The following is a 14,327-nucleotide window of genomic DNA, read 5'->3' on the forward strand; positions in this document are numbered from 1 at the left end:
GGAGAGGGTGGCTTCGCAAAGCGAAGCCGGGTGAGGGGTCTCTCTCCTCACGAATGGTATTGCGAGCGGAGAGAAACCCCTCATCCGGCGCCATAGCCGATGCGAAGCATCGGCGTCCTTTTAAGGACGGCGGCTGAAGGCCGCCTACGCCACCTTCTCCCACAAGACAAGGGGAGAAGGCAAGGAGAGCTACACCACCTTACTACTCCCCTGCGTGATCAGCCGCGCCGCCCGCTGGTCGCGGGCATAGATCCAGAGCCAGCTCAGCGCGACGCTGAGGCGGTGGCGCAAGCCGATCAGGAAGTAGATGTGGGCGACGCCCCAGATCCACCACGCGATGGTGCCGCGCAGCTTGATGCGGCCGAAGTCGATCACCGCGAGCCGCTTGCCGATCTGCGCGAGGCTGCCGGAGTGCTTGTAGCGGAACGGGCTGGTCGGCTCCTGGCGCAGCCGGGCCTTGATGGTCTCGGCCACGTGGCGGCCCTGCTGCTTGGCGGCCGGCGCGATGCCGGGCACGGGCTTGCCCTCCCAGGCGTTGATCAGAACGGTATCCCCGATCGCAAAGATTTCGGGATGACCGGGGATCGTAAGATCGTCTTTGACCTGCACGCGCCCGGCACGATCGGCCGGTGCGCCCAGCCACTCGGCTGCGGGCGAGGCGCGCACGCCGGCGGCCCAGATTCTCGTCTTGGCTTCGAGCAGCTTGCCGCCGAACACCACGCCCTCGCGATTGATCTCGGTGACGGCCTGTCCGAGCACGACCTCGACGCCGATTTTCTCCAGCGAGGCCTGCGCGTAAGCCGAGAGATCATCGGGAAAGCCCGCGAGCACGCGCGGACCTGCCTCGATCAGCACCACGCGCGCCTTGTTGGTGTCGATGTTGCGGAAGTCGGCTGGCAAGGTGTGATGCGCCATTTCGGCGATGGTGCCGGCGAGCTCCACGCCGGTGGGGCCGGCGCCGACGATGACGAAAGTCAGCCGTGCCGCGCGTTTGGCCGGATCGGTCTCGCGCTCGGCGCGCTCGAACGCCACCAGGATGTGACGGCGCAGCGTCGTCGCGTCCTCCAGCGTCTTCAGGCCCGGCGCGAACTGCTCCCATTCGTCGTGGCCGAAATAGGCATGCCGCGCGCCGGTGGCGAGCACCAGCGTGTCGTAAGGCACCTCGCTGCCGTCGTCGATCAGCACGCAGCGCCTGTCGGCATCGACGCCGCTGACGGTCGCAAACAGCGTCGTCACATCGCGCCGGTCGCGCATCAGGTGGCGGACCGGCCATGCGATCTCGCTGGTGGCGAGCGAGGCGGTCGCGACCTGGTAGAGCAGCGGTTGGAACAAATGATGGTTGCGGCGGTCGATCAGCGTGATCTCGACCGGGCTGCCGGCGAGCCGGTAGGTCGTCTCCAGCCCGCCGAAGCCGGCTCCGACGATGACGACGCGGTGCGGTGTCGTGGTCATGATGCGCCCCTCCGAATCTCGCGGCTCTATCCTCATCTAAACGCTGATCAGGCGCCGCGGTCCAATAGCCGTCATCAATCGCTGAATAGGCCTGGCGTATCGATCTCCCGCGAACAAGCGCCGCAGCCTCAGTCGAAGTAAGTAGAATTATATTTCTTGCTATCGCCATTCGGGGCGAAATATGGTGCAGAGGTGGGCGCTGAGCCATTGGCGGCGCGACAGATTTTGCGTTCAATAGAGATGACCCGGGGCGGCAATCACCCCGCTTCCGGGCATAATAATATGGAGGGGAGTGGTTATGAGGACGGCATTCTGGCTGGCGGGCGCAGCGGCGCTGGTGCTGGCAGGCCCGGCATCCGCCGGCGACACCATCAAGATCGGGTTCGTTTCGACCTTCAGCGGCCCGACCGCCGTGATCGGCAACGACATGCGCAACTCGTTCGAGCTCGCGCTGGATCACATCGGCCGCAAGATGGACGGCAAGCCGGTCGAGGTGATTTACGAGGACGACGGACAGAAGCCCGACGTCGGCAAGCAGAAGACCGAGAAGCTGGTGCAGTCCGACAAGGTCGATTTCATCGTCGGCTACATCTGGTCGAACGTGCTGCTGGCCTCGCTCAAGACCGCCGTGGATTCGCAGACCATCCTGATCTCGGCCAATGCCGGTCCGTCGCAGCTCGCCGGCGAGCTCTGCTCGCCCTACGTGTTCTCGACCTCCTGGCAGAACGACCAGACGCCGGCCGCCATGGGCCTCTACATGAACCAGAAGGGCGTCAAGAGCGTGTTCCTGATCGGCCCGAACTACGCTGCCGGCAAGGACATGCTCGCGGGCGTGAAGAGCACGTTCAAGGGCGAGGTCAAGGGCGAGGAATACACGGTCTGGCCGAGCCAGCTCGACTTCTCCGCCGAGCTCTCCAAGGCGCGGGCCTCGGGCGCCGAGTCGATCTTCGTGTTCTATCCCGGTGCAGCCGGCGTGCAGTTCCTCAACCAATATGCGCAGGCCGGGCTGAAGAGCACGATGCCGCTCTACACGGCGTTCACCGTCGACGAGCTGTCGCTGCCGCTGCAAAAGGAGAACGCGCTCGGCGTTCCCGGCGCGCAGGAATGGGTGAATGATCTGCCCAACGAGCAGAACAAGCGCTTCGTCACCGACTATCGCAAGAAGTACCCCGGCCTGCGCCCGACCTATTACGGCGCGCAAGCCTATGACGCGGCCCAGCTCATCAACAGCGCCGTGGTCGCGGTGAAGGGCGACACCAGCAAGAAGGACGCGATGAAGGCCGAGATGGAGAAGGCCAACTTCAAGTCGCTGCGCGGTCCCTTCAAGTACGGCAAGAACCACATCCCGGTGCAGAACTTCTATCTCCAGGACGTGGTCAAGGACGGCGAAGGCCAGCTCTCGCTGAAGACGGTCGCGACCATCGTCGAAAACGACCAGGATCGCTTCCACGACAAATGCGCGATGAAGTAGCCACAAGCACGATGCCCCTTCTCCCCTTGTGGGAGAAGGTGGCGCGAAGCGCCGGATGAGGGGTTGTTTCCGCAAAGCGAAGTCTATCGAATTCGCGGAGAGAACCCCTCACCCGTCTCGCCGCTTTCGCGGCGATCCACCCTCTCCCACAAGGGGAGAGGGGAAAAGACCTACACCCGCGGCATGCTAACAGGCCGCACCTCGCGCGCTTGCGCGGCAAGCCTGATCCCGGCATTGGCCGCGCCGAAGCCCTGATAATCGCGTCGCTCCACGATCTCGAAGAAGAAGCGCTCGTCGAAGATGTGGGTGTAGACCTGGAAGAACTCCCCGTCGCCTTCGCGGTCGTAGAGAATGTGGTTGGCGCGCAGCTGCGCCATCAGGTCGGGCGCGAGGTCGTATTTGGCTTCGATGTCGTCGTAGTAATTGTCAGGGATATCCAAAAAATCCGCGCCGCGCTTGCGCATCTCCGCGACCGCCGCAAAAATGTCCCGGCACGTGAACGCGACGTGCTGCACGCCCGAGCCAAAGAATTCCGAGATGAAACGGGCCGGCAGCGTGCGGTTGGCGGATGAGCCGTTGAGCACGAAGCGCTGGCTTTGGTCGCCGTTGACGACGGCCTGGCTTTGCACGAGGCCCCTGGGATCGGCGATCTCCATCTGCGGCAGCCGCTTGAGGTCGAGGATGCCGGTGTAGAACAGCAGCCAGGACAGCATCTCGTCATAGGGCATCGACTGCGCGATGTGATCGACGGCCAGCAGGGCGTCCGCGCGAGCGTCGCTCGGGACTTGTTCGAAATCGGTGTCCCAGTTCTTGCCGGCTTGGTCGAGGAAGTAAAGCAGGCTGCCGCCGACGCCGTGGATTGCGGGAATCTCCAGCTCGCCCGGTCCGACCGGCTGGTAGAAGGTGCGCGCTTTCAGTGTTTCGGCGCGCTGCATGACGAGGCCGGCATTGTCGACGTCGAGCGCGATGGCGCAGACGCCGGGGCCATGCGTCGCGTAGTGCGAATGCGCAAAGCCGTCGGTCTCGGAGTTGACGACGAGCTCGACCTTGCCTTGCGACCAGCGCTCCACCGCCTTGCTGCGATGCTTGCCGGTTTTGCGGAAACCGAGCTGCGCGAGCAGGCGGGCGAGTTCGCCGGCCTTGGTCTCGTTGACGGCAAACTCGATGAATCCCGTGCCGCGACTTCTGGGCTTGGGCGCCAGGGGCTCGCTGATGAGCTTTGGCCAATCCCGTGCAAGCTGGTCCTCCAGCAGGATCAGCGAACGCAGGCCGTCGACCGCGGTCTGTATGGCCGAGCCGGCGCGGAATTGGTCGTTGAAGATCTCCAGCGACAGCGGCCCGGCATAGCCGGTCGCCGCGATCGCCGCCATGAACTCGCCGACCGGCAGGTCGCCCTGACCGGGGAAGGAGCGGAAGTGCCGGCTCCAGGAGAGGATGTCGAGCTCTAGCTTCGGCGCGTCCGCAAGCTGGACCAGGAAGATCTTGTCGCCGGGGATCGAGGCCATCGCGCGGACCGGAAAGCCGGGGGCCAGTGCGTGAAAGCTGTCGAGGATGATTCCGATCGCGGGGTGATCGGCGCGCCGCACGATTTCCCAGGCATCGCGGTAGTCGTTGACGTGGCGTCCCCAGGCCAATGCCTCGTAGCCGACGCGCAAAGATCGTTTGGCCGCGCGCTCGCCAAGCTCGCGAAAATCATCCGCGGCGCGGTCGATGCCGCCGAGCGCGGCCGGCGACACGTTCGAGCAGATCAGCAGCAGGTCGGTGCCGAGCTCCTGCATCAGGTCGAACTTGCGTTCGGCGCGGGCAAAGTTGCGCGCACGCTGCGGCTCCGGCATGCCCTCGAAATCGCGGAACGGCTGAAACGCGCAGATCTCGAGATTGAGGTCCCCGCAGAGCTTTGCGATGTCGCGCGGGCCGGCGCCGAACGACAGCAGATCGTTCTCGAAAATCTCGACCGCGTCGAATCCGGCGGATGCGATGGCGCGGAGCTTTTCGTCGAGAGCGCCGGAGAGTGAGACGGTTGCGATCGAGCGTTTGGTCATGCTGCGTTGTCCTCCATCGCGCCGCCGAGGAACAATTGTCCGATGCGGGGATCATTCAAAATGCGCTTCGCGTCGTCGATCATCCGAGTCTGGCCGAGTTCGAGCACGATGCCGATGTCGGAAATCTCCAGTGCCGAGCGTGCGTTCTGCTCGATCATCAGAATGGTGACGCCGCGGTCGCGCAGGGATTTCAGGATATCGAAAGTCTGCTGCACCATCAGCGGCGACAAGCCGATCGAGGGCTCGTCGATCAGAACGAGCTTCGGTTCGAGCAGCAGCGAGCGGGCGATTTCGAGCTGTTTCTGCTCGCCGCCTGATAGCGTGGAGGCCTGCTGCGTCGATTTCCGGCGCAGCGCCGGGAACAGGTCGAGCGCGGCCTCGATCCGGCTCTGCAGGTCGATGCCCTTGCCGGCGGAGACGCCGCCGAGCTCGATGTTGTGGCGCACCGACAGTTCGGGAAAGATGTTGCGGCCCTGCGGCACGTAGCAGATGCCGGCATTGAGCAGCGCGCGCTGGCTCAAATTGGTGATGTCGCGTCCGGCGAAGTTGATCTTGCCCTCGCGCAGCTTGAGCAGGCCGAAGATCGCCTTGAACACGGTGGACTTGCCGGCGCCGTTCGGGCCGATGATGGTGGTGATGGTGGCCTGCGGCACGGCGAAGGTGGTGCCGTTCAGGATCGTCATCTTGCCGTAACCGCCGACGAGATTGTGGACCGAGAGGATCGGATCGCTCATGATGGCTCTCCCTAGTGTCCGAGATAGGCTTCGATCACGGCGGGGTTTTTTCGCACCTCGTCCGGTCGTCCCATCGCCAGCACCTTGCCTTCCGCCATCACCATCACGCGCGAGCACAGCGACATCACGAATTCCATGTTGTGCTCGATCACGACGAAGGTGGCGTTCTTCTCGCGGTTGATCGCGACCAGCCGCTCCTTCAAATCCGTCAGCATCGATGGGTTGACGCCGCCGGCGGGCTCGTCGAGCAGCACCAGCCGCGGTCCGCCCATGAAGGCCATGGCGGCGTCGAGCAGTTTTTGCTGGCCATAGGACAGCCCGCCGGCAGGTTCATCCGCGAGATGGTCGAGCTTGAAGAAACCGATCATCTGGTTGGCGGCCTGCGTCAGTCCGGCATCGGAGCGGCCGACCAGGCGCGAGGCCATGCTGCCCTGGTGCTCCTGTCCTGCGAGGATCAGGTTCTCGCGCACCGAGAGTTTTGGGAACACTTGCAGGAGCTGGAAGGTGCGGCTGACCCCGAGCTTGTTGAGCTCGGCGGGTCGCAAGCCCGTGACGACCTTGCCGTCGAGCTTGACCTCGCCGCCGCTCGGCGTGAGCTGGCCGAGGATGCAGTTGAACAGGGTCGACTTGCCGCAGCCGTTCGGTCCGATCAGGCCGAGGATCTCGCCCTCGCGGACGTCGAAAGAGACGCCGCCGACGGCGCTGATGCCGCCAAAGTTCTTCTTGATGTCGGTGACTTCGAGAACCGCGCTCATTGCACCGTCTCCAGCCGGGACTTTGCGACGGCGCGCTGGGCCGAGGCCACCTTGGTACGGCGTTCGGCGAGATAGCGGTCGAGGATTCCCAAGATTCCGGTCGGCGACCAGATCAGCAGCCCCATCACCGCGATCGCGTACAGCATCAGATAATAGCCCTCGGTGAAGCGCAGCCATTCCGGCAGCAGCACCGCGATCATCGCGCCGAGGAACGGTCCGAGGAAGAATCCGGCGCCGCCGACGATCACCATCATCAGGAGGTCGAGCGAGAGCGACAGGTTGAACGGCACGGGATCGATATATTGCGTCAGCGGCGCATAAAGCGCGCCAGCGACGCCGCCGAGCGCCGAGCCGATCGCGAACGCCATCAGCGTATAGCGTCGCGTGTCGACGCCGAGCGACTGCGCCCGCAGCGGGTTTTCGCGCAGCGCCATGAAGGCGCGGCCCCAGGGCGAGCGGATCAGCCACCACACCGCGAGCGACACGATCGCGAGCGAGCCGAGACAGACATAATAGAACGGCAGCGGCTTGTTGGTCGCGATGCCGAAGATGTGCGGACGCGGAATGTTGGAGATGCCGTAGATGCCGCCGGTGAGCCAGCTCTCGTTGCGAAATACCAGGAAGGCCAGCGTGGAGAAGGCGAGCGTGACGAAGGCCAGGTAGTGGTGCTGCACCCGTAGCGCGGGATAGCCGAGCACCCAGCCGACCGCGAAGCTCAAGGTGATCGCGACGACGATCGCCGCCGGGAGCGGCCAGCCATGCGTGGTCATGATTGCCGCGGCGTAGGCGCCGATGCCGACGAAGGCGCCCTGTGCCAGCGAGACCTGGCCGGCATAACCGAGCGTAAGATTGAGGCCCATTGCGGCGATGGCCATCACCGCCCATTGGCTCAGGATGAACAGGCCATAACGGTTAAAGTTCATGGGGACGACGATCAGCGCAGCGAGGACGATGAGGCCGAACGCGATCTTGAGAGGTTTGGCGAAGCCGCTCATACGGTGCGCTCCTCGGCGCGACCGAGCAGGCCCTGCGGCCGGAACAGGATGACGGCGATCAGGAAGATCATAGGCACGGCGGCGCGGTACTGCGTCGAGACATAGGCGGCCGCGAGATTGTCGAGCACGCCGATCAGGAGGCCGCCTGCGATCGCGCCGCGCACCTGATTGAACCCGCCGACGATCGCGGCGATGAAGGCAGCCTGGCCCAGCACCTCGCCGGACGTGAATTTCGCGAGATATATCGGCGTGATCAACAGCGAGGCGAGAGCGACCAGGAACGCGTTGATCAGGAAGGTCAGGAGAATCATGCGCTCGACCGGAACGCCGATGATGCGCGCCACCGTCGGGTTCTGCGCCGCCGCCTGCATCTGGTGGCCGAGCGAGGTGCGGTTGAGAAGCGCGGTCAAGCCGAAGACGGCAACGATAGCGAGGACGAGGACGCCGATGCTTTGCAGCGAGACGGCATGGCCGAGGATGGAGACGTCGCCGGTCGGCACGATCGAGGGGAAGGGTGAGGCTTCGGCGCTGAAGAACTGTTTTACGGCCTCCTTGAGGCCGATCGCGAGCGCCATGGTCGCAATCGCAAGCGGCAGCACGCCATGGCGCATCATCGGATCCACCAGCAGCATCTTGAAGGCGAGGCCGAGCAGGAGCATCGAAAGCAGGATACCGAGGATGATCGCGAGCCAGAACGGCGCGCCGGCATGCATCGCCGCCAGCATCAGGAACGCCGGCAGCATCACGAACTCGCCTTGCGCGAAATTAATGGTCTGCGAGGTCTGCCACAGCAGCGTGAAGCCGACCGCGACCAGCGCATAGATCGCCCCGGTGGCAAGTCCCGCGACCAGAAGATCGAACAGACTGGACATTTTCCCCTCTCGGCGCTCTGTCTTCCCTCGCCCCGCTCTTCCTTTTCTCCCTCTCCCCGTTCTTACGGGGAGAGGGTCAGGGTGAGGGGCTGTCTCCGCGAACTCGATTGTCACCGTATCCGCGGAAGCAGCCCCTCACCCCGCCCTCTCCCCGCGAAGGGGCGGGGAGAGGGAGACGAAAGATCTCTCCCCGCAAGAAGCCGGCGAAGGGCAAAGACCTCACTTCACCTTCGGCAGCACCTGCTTCACGACTTGCTTGCCTTCGACCACTTCGACCAGGAAGCTCTGGCGGTCGATGTCACCGGTGTCGCTGAAGGTGACGTCCATCAGGATGCCCGGCTCGTCCGCGGCCTTGATGGTCAGGCCGTGCAGCGTGTCGGCGAACGCCTTGGAATCGACCTTGCCCATCTTGTCGGTCGTGGCCTTCACCATGTAGACCGCGAGATAGCCTTTCAGGCCGTTATGGTCGGGCACGTAATTGTACTTCTTCGCGAACTTGTCGCGAAACGCCTTGATCAGGTCGACCGGCGCATCGGTGGTGAGACCGACATGGCCGCGCGCGCCGTTGGCGGCATCGCCGGCGAGCTCGATCACCTTCTGCCCGATCAGCGTGGTCTCGCCCATCAGCGGCGCGGTGACGCCCTGGCGCTTGAGCTCCTTCAGGATGCGCGCGCTCTCTTCCTCGTTCAAATAGACGAACACGGCGTCGGGATTGGCGGCCTTGATCTTGCCGACGTCGGCGGCGAAATCGGCCTGACCCGCCTCGGTGGAGAGATCGGCGACCACCTTGGAGCCGAGCCGGTCGAGCTCCTTGACGACGACATCGCGACCGCCGCGGCCAAAGTCATTGTTGACCCAGACCACCGCGACCGACTTCGCCTTCATGTCGTCATGAATGTATTTGGCGACCTTCGGCATCGACGATTGCTGGCCGAACGAGGTGCGGAACAGGAATTTGTTTCCGCCCTGCGTCAGCTCGGCGGCTTCGCCGCCCATGATCTGCGCGATGCCGGCCTCGGCCGCCAGCGGCGCCGTCACCTTCACCGAGCCGGAATAGCCGGGTCCGAGCAGCACATAGGGCTCGGCGTCGAGCGCCTTTTGCACCTGCGCGCGCGCGACGCCCGGATTGGATTGCGAATCCGCATGGGTGACTTCGAGCTTGCGGCCGAGTACGCCGCCCTTGGCGTTGATCTCCTCGATCGCGAGGTCGATGCCGTTCTTCCAATTGGTGCCGACGGTGGCGCCGCCGCCGGACAACTCGGCGACGTCGGCGAGCTTGATCGCCTGGGCATGGACACTGGTTGCGGTCGCGAATGCAAGCAGGGCGCCTGCCAGAATGGTCGATTTCATGGTCTCTCCTCCGATTTCTTTTGATGTTACGTGCGGCCTTGTGTCCGGCCGCTTCGGTTACGCTGCGTGATAGGCCGGGCTTCGTGCCGCCATCACCTCGTCGAATGCCTCTCCCATGATCTCGGTGGATGGGGCAAGGCCAGTGAACAGTTCGAAAGCGTCGGCGGCCTGGTAGATCGCAAGCTCCCGGCCGGTCATGATCCGCGCGCCCTTGGCTTGGGCGGCCGCCAGCAGCGGCGTGATCAGCGGTGAGTAGACGGCATCGGCGACCCACAGGTTTTGACGCAGCAGCGTCGGCGCGACCGGCGTTTCCCGGTTCGGCAGCATGCCGACCGGCGTGCCGTTGACGAGGCCGGTTGCGCCGTCGAGCGCGTCCTCGACGCTTGCGGCGACCCTGGCGCCCCCCTGCTTGACGAGCAGCGCGGCGAGTTTTTCGGCGCGTGCCGGCTCGCTGTCGAAGATGCGGATGTCGGTCACGTCAAGGCTCGCCAGCGCAAAGGCGATCGCCTTGCCGACGCCGCCGGTGCCGATCACGGCGACCGCGTTTCCAGAGGCCGCCAGCAGCGGCGCGACGGCGCGCGCAAAGCCCGTCGTGTCGGTGTTGTGGCCGATCAGCCGGCCGTTGCTAACGACGACAGTGTTGACCGCTCCCATGGCGGCCGCACCCGGTGCCAGTTCATCGAGCAGCGGGACCACTGCCTCCTTGTAGGGAAAGGTGACGTTGACGCCGGCAAAGCCGAGCCGCCGCACGCCTTCCAACATCAGCCGGAGCCCGGCCGCATCGGCGCCGGCCACTTCGATGAGCTGATAATGTCCGCGCAGGCCAAGCCCCTCCGCGGCGCGCTCATGCATGGCAGGGGAGGCGGAATGCGCGATGGGTGCGCCGATCAGGCCGGTCAGGAGCTTTTTGGATGCGGCAGGTCCGCGCTTTGACATGGTTCGCTATCGTCTCGTTGGGAGCGTTTGGTCCCGGCCATTAGCGGGGAGATCCGCCCAATTCCAAGGGGCTTCCACCAGGGACGATAGCCTTTCCTCGGCCTAACACAATTACCCTTTTGTCCTGCAAACCTAACGTAATGTTATCTCTTTCGCCGTGGCGGCGCGGCCCTGCCTTTGCCCCGCGACGGCTCGACCGCGCGCATCTCCGCGCGCAGGGCCTCGATGAAATACTCGACATGAAGCGACAGCGGCGCGCCGCGCTTCACCGCGATATAGGTGTCGAATCGCGTCGGCTCGGTGATCTTGATCAGCTCGATGCCGGGATAGCCCCCATGGGCCACCGTGAACTGGTCGATGATGGCGATGCCGAGCCCCGCCTTCACCAGCGCGCAGACCGTGGTGCCGAAGCGGGCGCGGATGGTGATGTTGTACTCGAGGCGGTGGCGCGCGAAGATCTCGGCCATGATCCGCCCGTAGGGATCGTTGGGATCGATGCCGATCAGCGGATAGCGGGTGATCTCGGCGGCGGAGACCTGCTTGCGGCCGGCGAGCTCGTGGCCCGGCGGCACGATGCAGTAGAGCTCGCCCGAGGCGAGCGGCATGAAGTCGAGCCCGGAATGCTCCAGCCGGTAGCTCATCGCCACGCACTCGCCGCGGCCGAGCATGAGATAGTCGATGGCTTCCTCGAGCTTGAGGATGTTGATGTCGATGCCCAAATCCGGATAGCGCCGCCGGACCCGCTCGATTGCGCGCGGCACCATGACTTGCGAAATGCTCGGCACCGAGCCGATGCGCAATTCCGACAATCCGCCGCGTCCGATCTTGGAGATGATCTCGGAGAGGTCGTCGACCTTCTTGTAGACGCCGTTGATCTGCTCGAAGATGTTCTCGGCTTCCGGCGTCGGGAAATAGCGGCCGTTCTGGCGCTGAAAGAAGCGGATGCCGAGCGAGCGCTCGGTGTATTTGACGAGGCGGCTGATGCCCGGCGCCGAAACGTTCAGCAGCTTCGCCGCGCCGCCGATCGTGCCCGTCACCATCACGGCACGGATCACTTCAACCTGGCGCAGCGTCATCATGTCCTGGGCATCCGAAAGATAATCGTGGTCGGCGCTGCCTTTCCCTCTCCCCTTGTGGGGAGGAGGGTGGACCGCCGCGATAGCGCGAGACGGGTGAGGGGTTCTCTCCCCGCGCGAGCCTCGCGCATTTGAACGCGTGGAAACAACCCCTCATCCGGCGCCATAGCCGATGCGAAGCATCGGCGTTTTGTTTTAAGAACGGCGGCCGAAAGCCCCCTATGCCACTTCTCCCACAAGGGGGGAAGGAAGGAAACATTCGCGTTCGGTTGTTCGGTTCAGATCAGAGCAAGGCATGGCACCGAACGGACCGTTCGTGCGCTCACAGCAATTGCGTGCTAGCTCGCCGGTCCGTCCGGCGTGGCGCTCTCTGCCGGCTTGCTGCGCTCGCTTTGCAGCACCCCGCGCGCGAACTCGATGATCTTCTGCTTGTTTGCCGTTTCGCGGACGGCGAAAAATACGCGGTTGAGTTCCAGGCCGAGCACGCTGTTGAGGGCGATGTTCTCGTCTTCCATCGTGGTTTCCCCGCTTCAGACATTATAGGTGTATCTTGACGTCACTTCTTCCACAAGTAGATTAAACCTTCAGGGTCAATGGGATACCGGAAACTACGGAAGCGGCGAATTGAGGCAGTCGCCAGGACGTGCTATAGCGACAGCGAGGGTCAGGAAACGCACCGATGTCCGCCGTGGATTATGGCCGGGAAGCGCTCGACTTCATTGAAGGGCTTGGAGCCTGTACCAAGGTTCCGGACGCCATGGATGCGCTTGCGACCGCGTTCGGGCGCTACGGTTTCGAGCACATCATCGTAACCGGCTTGCCAAATCCCGATCAGCACTTTTCTCAGATGGTGCTCGCTAAAAAGTGGCCGGCGGAGTGGTTCAGCCTCTATACCCAAAAAGGCTACGACCGTGTCGATCCCGTGATCCGCAAATGCCGGCAGACGGTGAACCCTTTCGAGTGGTCCGAGGCGCCGTACGATCCAGAGCTGGAGCCGGGCGCGGTGGAGGTGATGCGGCGCGCTGCCGATTTCCGTATGTCGCGCGGCTTCGTCGTGCCGATCCACGGATTGACCGGCTACGAGGCCGGCGTCTCGCTCGGTGGCGTTCACCTCGATCTCAATGCGCGCAGCAAGCCGGCGCTGCACCTGATCGGCATGTACGGCTTCGATCACATTCGCCGCTTGCTCGATCCGGCGCCGCATCGATCGATGCGCCTTACCCCGCGCGAGCGCGAGGTGCTCGCCTGGGCCTCGCAGGGCAAGTCGGCTTGGGAAATCGGCGAGATCCTGCACATCACGCAGCGCACCGCCGAAGAGCATCTTGCAACTGCCGCGCGCAAACTTGGTGCAGTCAACCGGACGCATGCGGTTGCGATCGCAATCCGCCATAGAATCATCACCCCCTGAAATCCGCGCCTACTGGGAAATTTCCCAATAGTCGCTTTGGCCGTTTTCCGTGAGTGTTCCCCTTATTTCGAACAATGGGGGAATAAATGATTCATGTGATTTCTGCCGCCAACCGGCACCTCTACGAGGACGTTCTCGAGCAGCATTTCAGGGTGCGTCACGAGATTTTTGTCGAGGAGCGGAAATGGGAGGCGCTGCGCAAACCCGATGGCCGCGAGGCCGATACCTACGACAATGAGGACGCGGTCTACCTGCTGGCGCTCGAAAATCGCCGGGTGCTCGGCGGCTCCCGCCTCTATCCTACCACCAAGCCGACGATGATGAGCGAGGTCTTCCCGCATCTCGCCGCGGTGCGCGGTTGCCCCTCGAACCCGCTGGTATGGGAGTGGTCACGTTTCTTCGTTTCGCGCGAGCGCCGCGACGGCGCATTCAATTGGCAATTGATGGCAGCGGCGCAGGAGTTCTGTCTCGATCAGGGCATCGAGCGTCTCTGTCTTGTCATGGAGACCTGGTGGCTGCCGCGCTTCCACGAGATCGGATTCATCGTCACGCCGCTGGGATTGCCGGCGCTGGTCGAGAATTCCTGGACGATGGCGGCCACGATAGAGATCCGTCAGGAGTCGCTGGATGCCGTGTGTGACCGTATCGGGATGACAAACGTCGTGCATCAGGACGGTCCGCGTATCGATTGCATCGCCCTTGCCAACCTCTGCGGCCTCGCTGCCGCGCAACGAAAGAGCGCCTGAGATGTCGAACATGATGCGGGACAGCCAGATCATGGCGCAGATCAAGGACGAAAATCTCGGCTACATGTCCGACATGGCGCTCGAACTCGCGCAGATGGCGGAAGACACCGGATTGGCGACGCTCGCCTATCTGTTCCGGATGGCGGCGCTGGAGGCCTCGACGGCCAATAGCGTGCTTGCCGAGCCGGATGACCTTCCCCGGCAGATGACGTCGCACTAGGCGTCTCCATCCATACGTTGCGACGAATTTCACACCCTCTCTCCGGCAACGGAGGGAGGGGTGATCCGCTTTGGGTGCGGCAGGTTGACCCATCCTGCGCGGCAGCCTTCTTGCAGGGCCGATTGCACGGGCAGGATCGATCGGATGCATCGGCATGCAACAAAGTGCATGTTGGGTGTCGAATCGCTCTTGCCTCGGAACGATACTGCCATTACCCATTTTTCCGCCTTGTACAGGCAGGGGGAGCTCTTTCACTGATGGCGACCGTGT

General features: G+C 63.8%; 14 protein-coding genes. 4 read left to right on the forward strand and 10 right to left on the reverse strand.

Translation table 11 applies throughout. The annotated features are described in order from the left end of the window. Nucleotides 1-189: 189 nt before the first annotated feature. The gene (locus tag ACVIN2_RS22390) at nt 190-1,452 is read right to left on the reverse strand and encodes an NAD(P)/FAD-dependent oxidoreductase (RefSeq protein ID WP_456767196.1); all 1,263 of its coding nucleotides are present in this window, start codon (nt 1,450-1,452) and stop codon (nt 190-192) included. Between the two features lie 298 nt (nt 1,453-1,750). Here ACVIN2_RS22390 and ACVIN2_RS22395 point away from each other — a divergent pair, with 298 nt between their 5' ends. Then, nucleotides 1,751-2,923 carry an ABC transporter substrate-binding protein gene (locus tag ACVIN2_RS22395; protein WP_456767197.1) on the forward strand — a complete coding sequence of 391 codons (1,173 nt, stop codon included), beginning with the start codon at nt 1,751-1,753 and terminating at the stop codon, nt 2,921-2,923. Between the two features lie 170 nt (nt 2,924-3,093). Here the strand turns inward: ACVIN2_RS22395 and ACVIN2_RS22400 are convergent, their stop codons facing one another. The 9 genes from ACVIN2_RS22400 to ACVIN2_RS22440 all read right to left on the reverse strand — a co-directional run bounded on the left by ACVIN2_RS22400 (nt 3,094) and on the right by ACVIN2_RS22440 (nt 12,198). Further along, the gene (locus ACVIN2_RS22400) at nt 3,094-4,965 is read right to left on the reverse strand and encodes a bifunctional sugar phosphate isomerase/epimerase/4-hydroxyphenylpyruvate dioxygenase family protein (protein ID WP_456767198.1); all 1,872 of its coding nucleotides are present in this window, start codon (nt 4,963-4,965) and stop codon (nt 3,094-3,096) included. Next, nucleotides 4,962-5,699: an ABC transporter ATP-binding protein gene (locus ACVIN2_RS22405; protein WP_456767199.1), complete on the reverse strand. Its 738-nt coding sequence runs from the start codon at nt 5,697-5,699 to the stop codon at nt 4,962-4,964. The genes ACVIN2_RS22400 and ACVIN2_RS22405 overlap by 4 nt, the downstream gene beginning before the upstream one ends. Nucleotides 5,700-5,710: 11 nt before the next feature. After that, nucleotides 5,711-6,454, reverse strand: a complete 744-nt coding sequence (locus ACVIN2_RS22410) for an ABC transporter ATP-binding protein (RefSeq protein WP_456767200.1) — start codon at nt 6,452-6,454, stop codon at nt 5,711-5,713. Next, complete coding sequence (locus ACVIN2_RS22415) at nt 6,451-7,449, reverse strand: branched-chain amino acid ABC transporter permease (RefSeq protein ID WP_456767201.1); 999 nt, start codon at nt 7,447-7,449, stop codon at nt 6,451-6,453. The genes ACVIN2_RS22410 and ACVIN2_RS22415 overlap by 4 nt, the downstream gene beginning before the upstream one ends. After that, nucleotides 7,446-8,321: a branched-chain amino acid ABC transporter permease gene (locus ACVIN2_RS22420; protein WP_456767202.1), complete on the reverse strand. Its 876-nt coding sequence runs from the start codon at nt 8,319-8,321 to the stop codon at nt 7,446-7,448. The genes ACVIN2_RS22415 and ACVIN2_RS22420 overlap by 4 nt, the downstream gene beginning before the upstream one ends. A 219-nt stretch (nt 8,322-8,540) precedes the next feature. Further along, a complete protein-coding gene (locus ACVIN2_RS22425; RefSeq protein ID WP_007597937.1) occupies nt 8,541-9,671 on the reverse strand; it encodes an ABC transporter substrate-binding protein in 1,131 nt (376 codons plus the stop codon). A 57-nt stretch (nt 9,672-9,728) separates the two neighbouring features. Continuing rightward, on the reverse strand, nt 9,729-10,607 hold the full coding sequence (locus ACVIN2_RS22430) for a shikimate dehydrogenase (RefSeq protein ID WP_456767203.1): 879 nt from the start codon (nt 10,605-10,607) through the stop codon (nt 9,729-9,731). A gap of 143 nt (nt 10,608-10,750) precedes the next feature. Continuing rightward, the gene (locus ACVIN2_RS22435) at nt 10,751-11,686 is read right to left on the reverse strand and encodes a LysR family transcriptional regulator (RefSeq protein WP_247426864.1); all 936 of its coding nucleotides are present in this window, start codon (nt 11,684-11,686) and stop codon (nt 10,751-10,753) included. A gap of 335 nt (nt 11,687-12,021) precedes the next feature. Then, a complete protein-coding gene (locus tag ACVIN2_RS22440; RefSeq protein WP_456767204.1) occupies nt 12,022-12,198 on the reverse strand; it encodes a hypothetical protein in 177 nt (58 codons plus the stop codon). A 164-nt stretch (nt 12,199-12,362) separates the two neighbouring features. Here ACVIN2_RS22440 and ACVIN2_RS22445 point away from each other — a divergent pair, with 164 nt between their 5' ends. The 3 genes from ACVIN2_RS22445 (at nt 12,363) to ACVIN2_RS22455 (ending at nt 14,057) form a co-directional block, all read left to right on the forward strand. Then, entirely contained in the window at nt 12,363-13,091 is a 729-nt protein-coding gene (locus ACVIN2_RS22445; RefSeq protein WP_456767205.1) for a helix-turn-helix transcriptional regulator, read from the forward strand. Between the two features lie 86 nt (nt 13,092-13,177). After that, a complete protein-coding gene (locus ACVIN2_RS22450; protein WP_456767206.1) occupies nt 13,178-13,837 on the forward strand; it encodes an acyl-homoserine-lactone synthase in 660 nt (219 codons plus the stop codon). Between the two features lies 1 nt (nt 13,838). Next, nucleotides 13,839-14,057 (forward strand): hypothetical protein, encoded by a 219-nt coding sequence (locus ACVIN2_RS22455; RefSeq protein WP_027514447.1) that lies wholly within the window; start codon nt 13,839-13,841, stop codon nt 14,055-14,057. Nucleotides 14,058-14,327: the final 270 nt, after the last annotated feature.

This window comes from Bradyrhizobium sp. USDA 3650 (genome assembly GCF_054057395.1).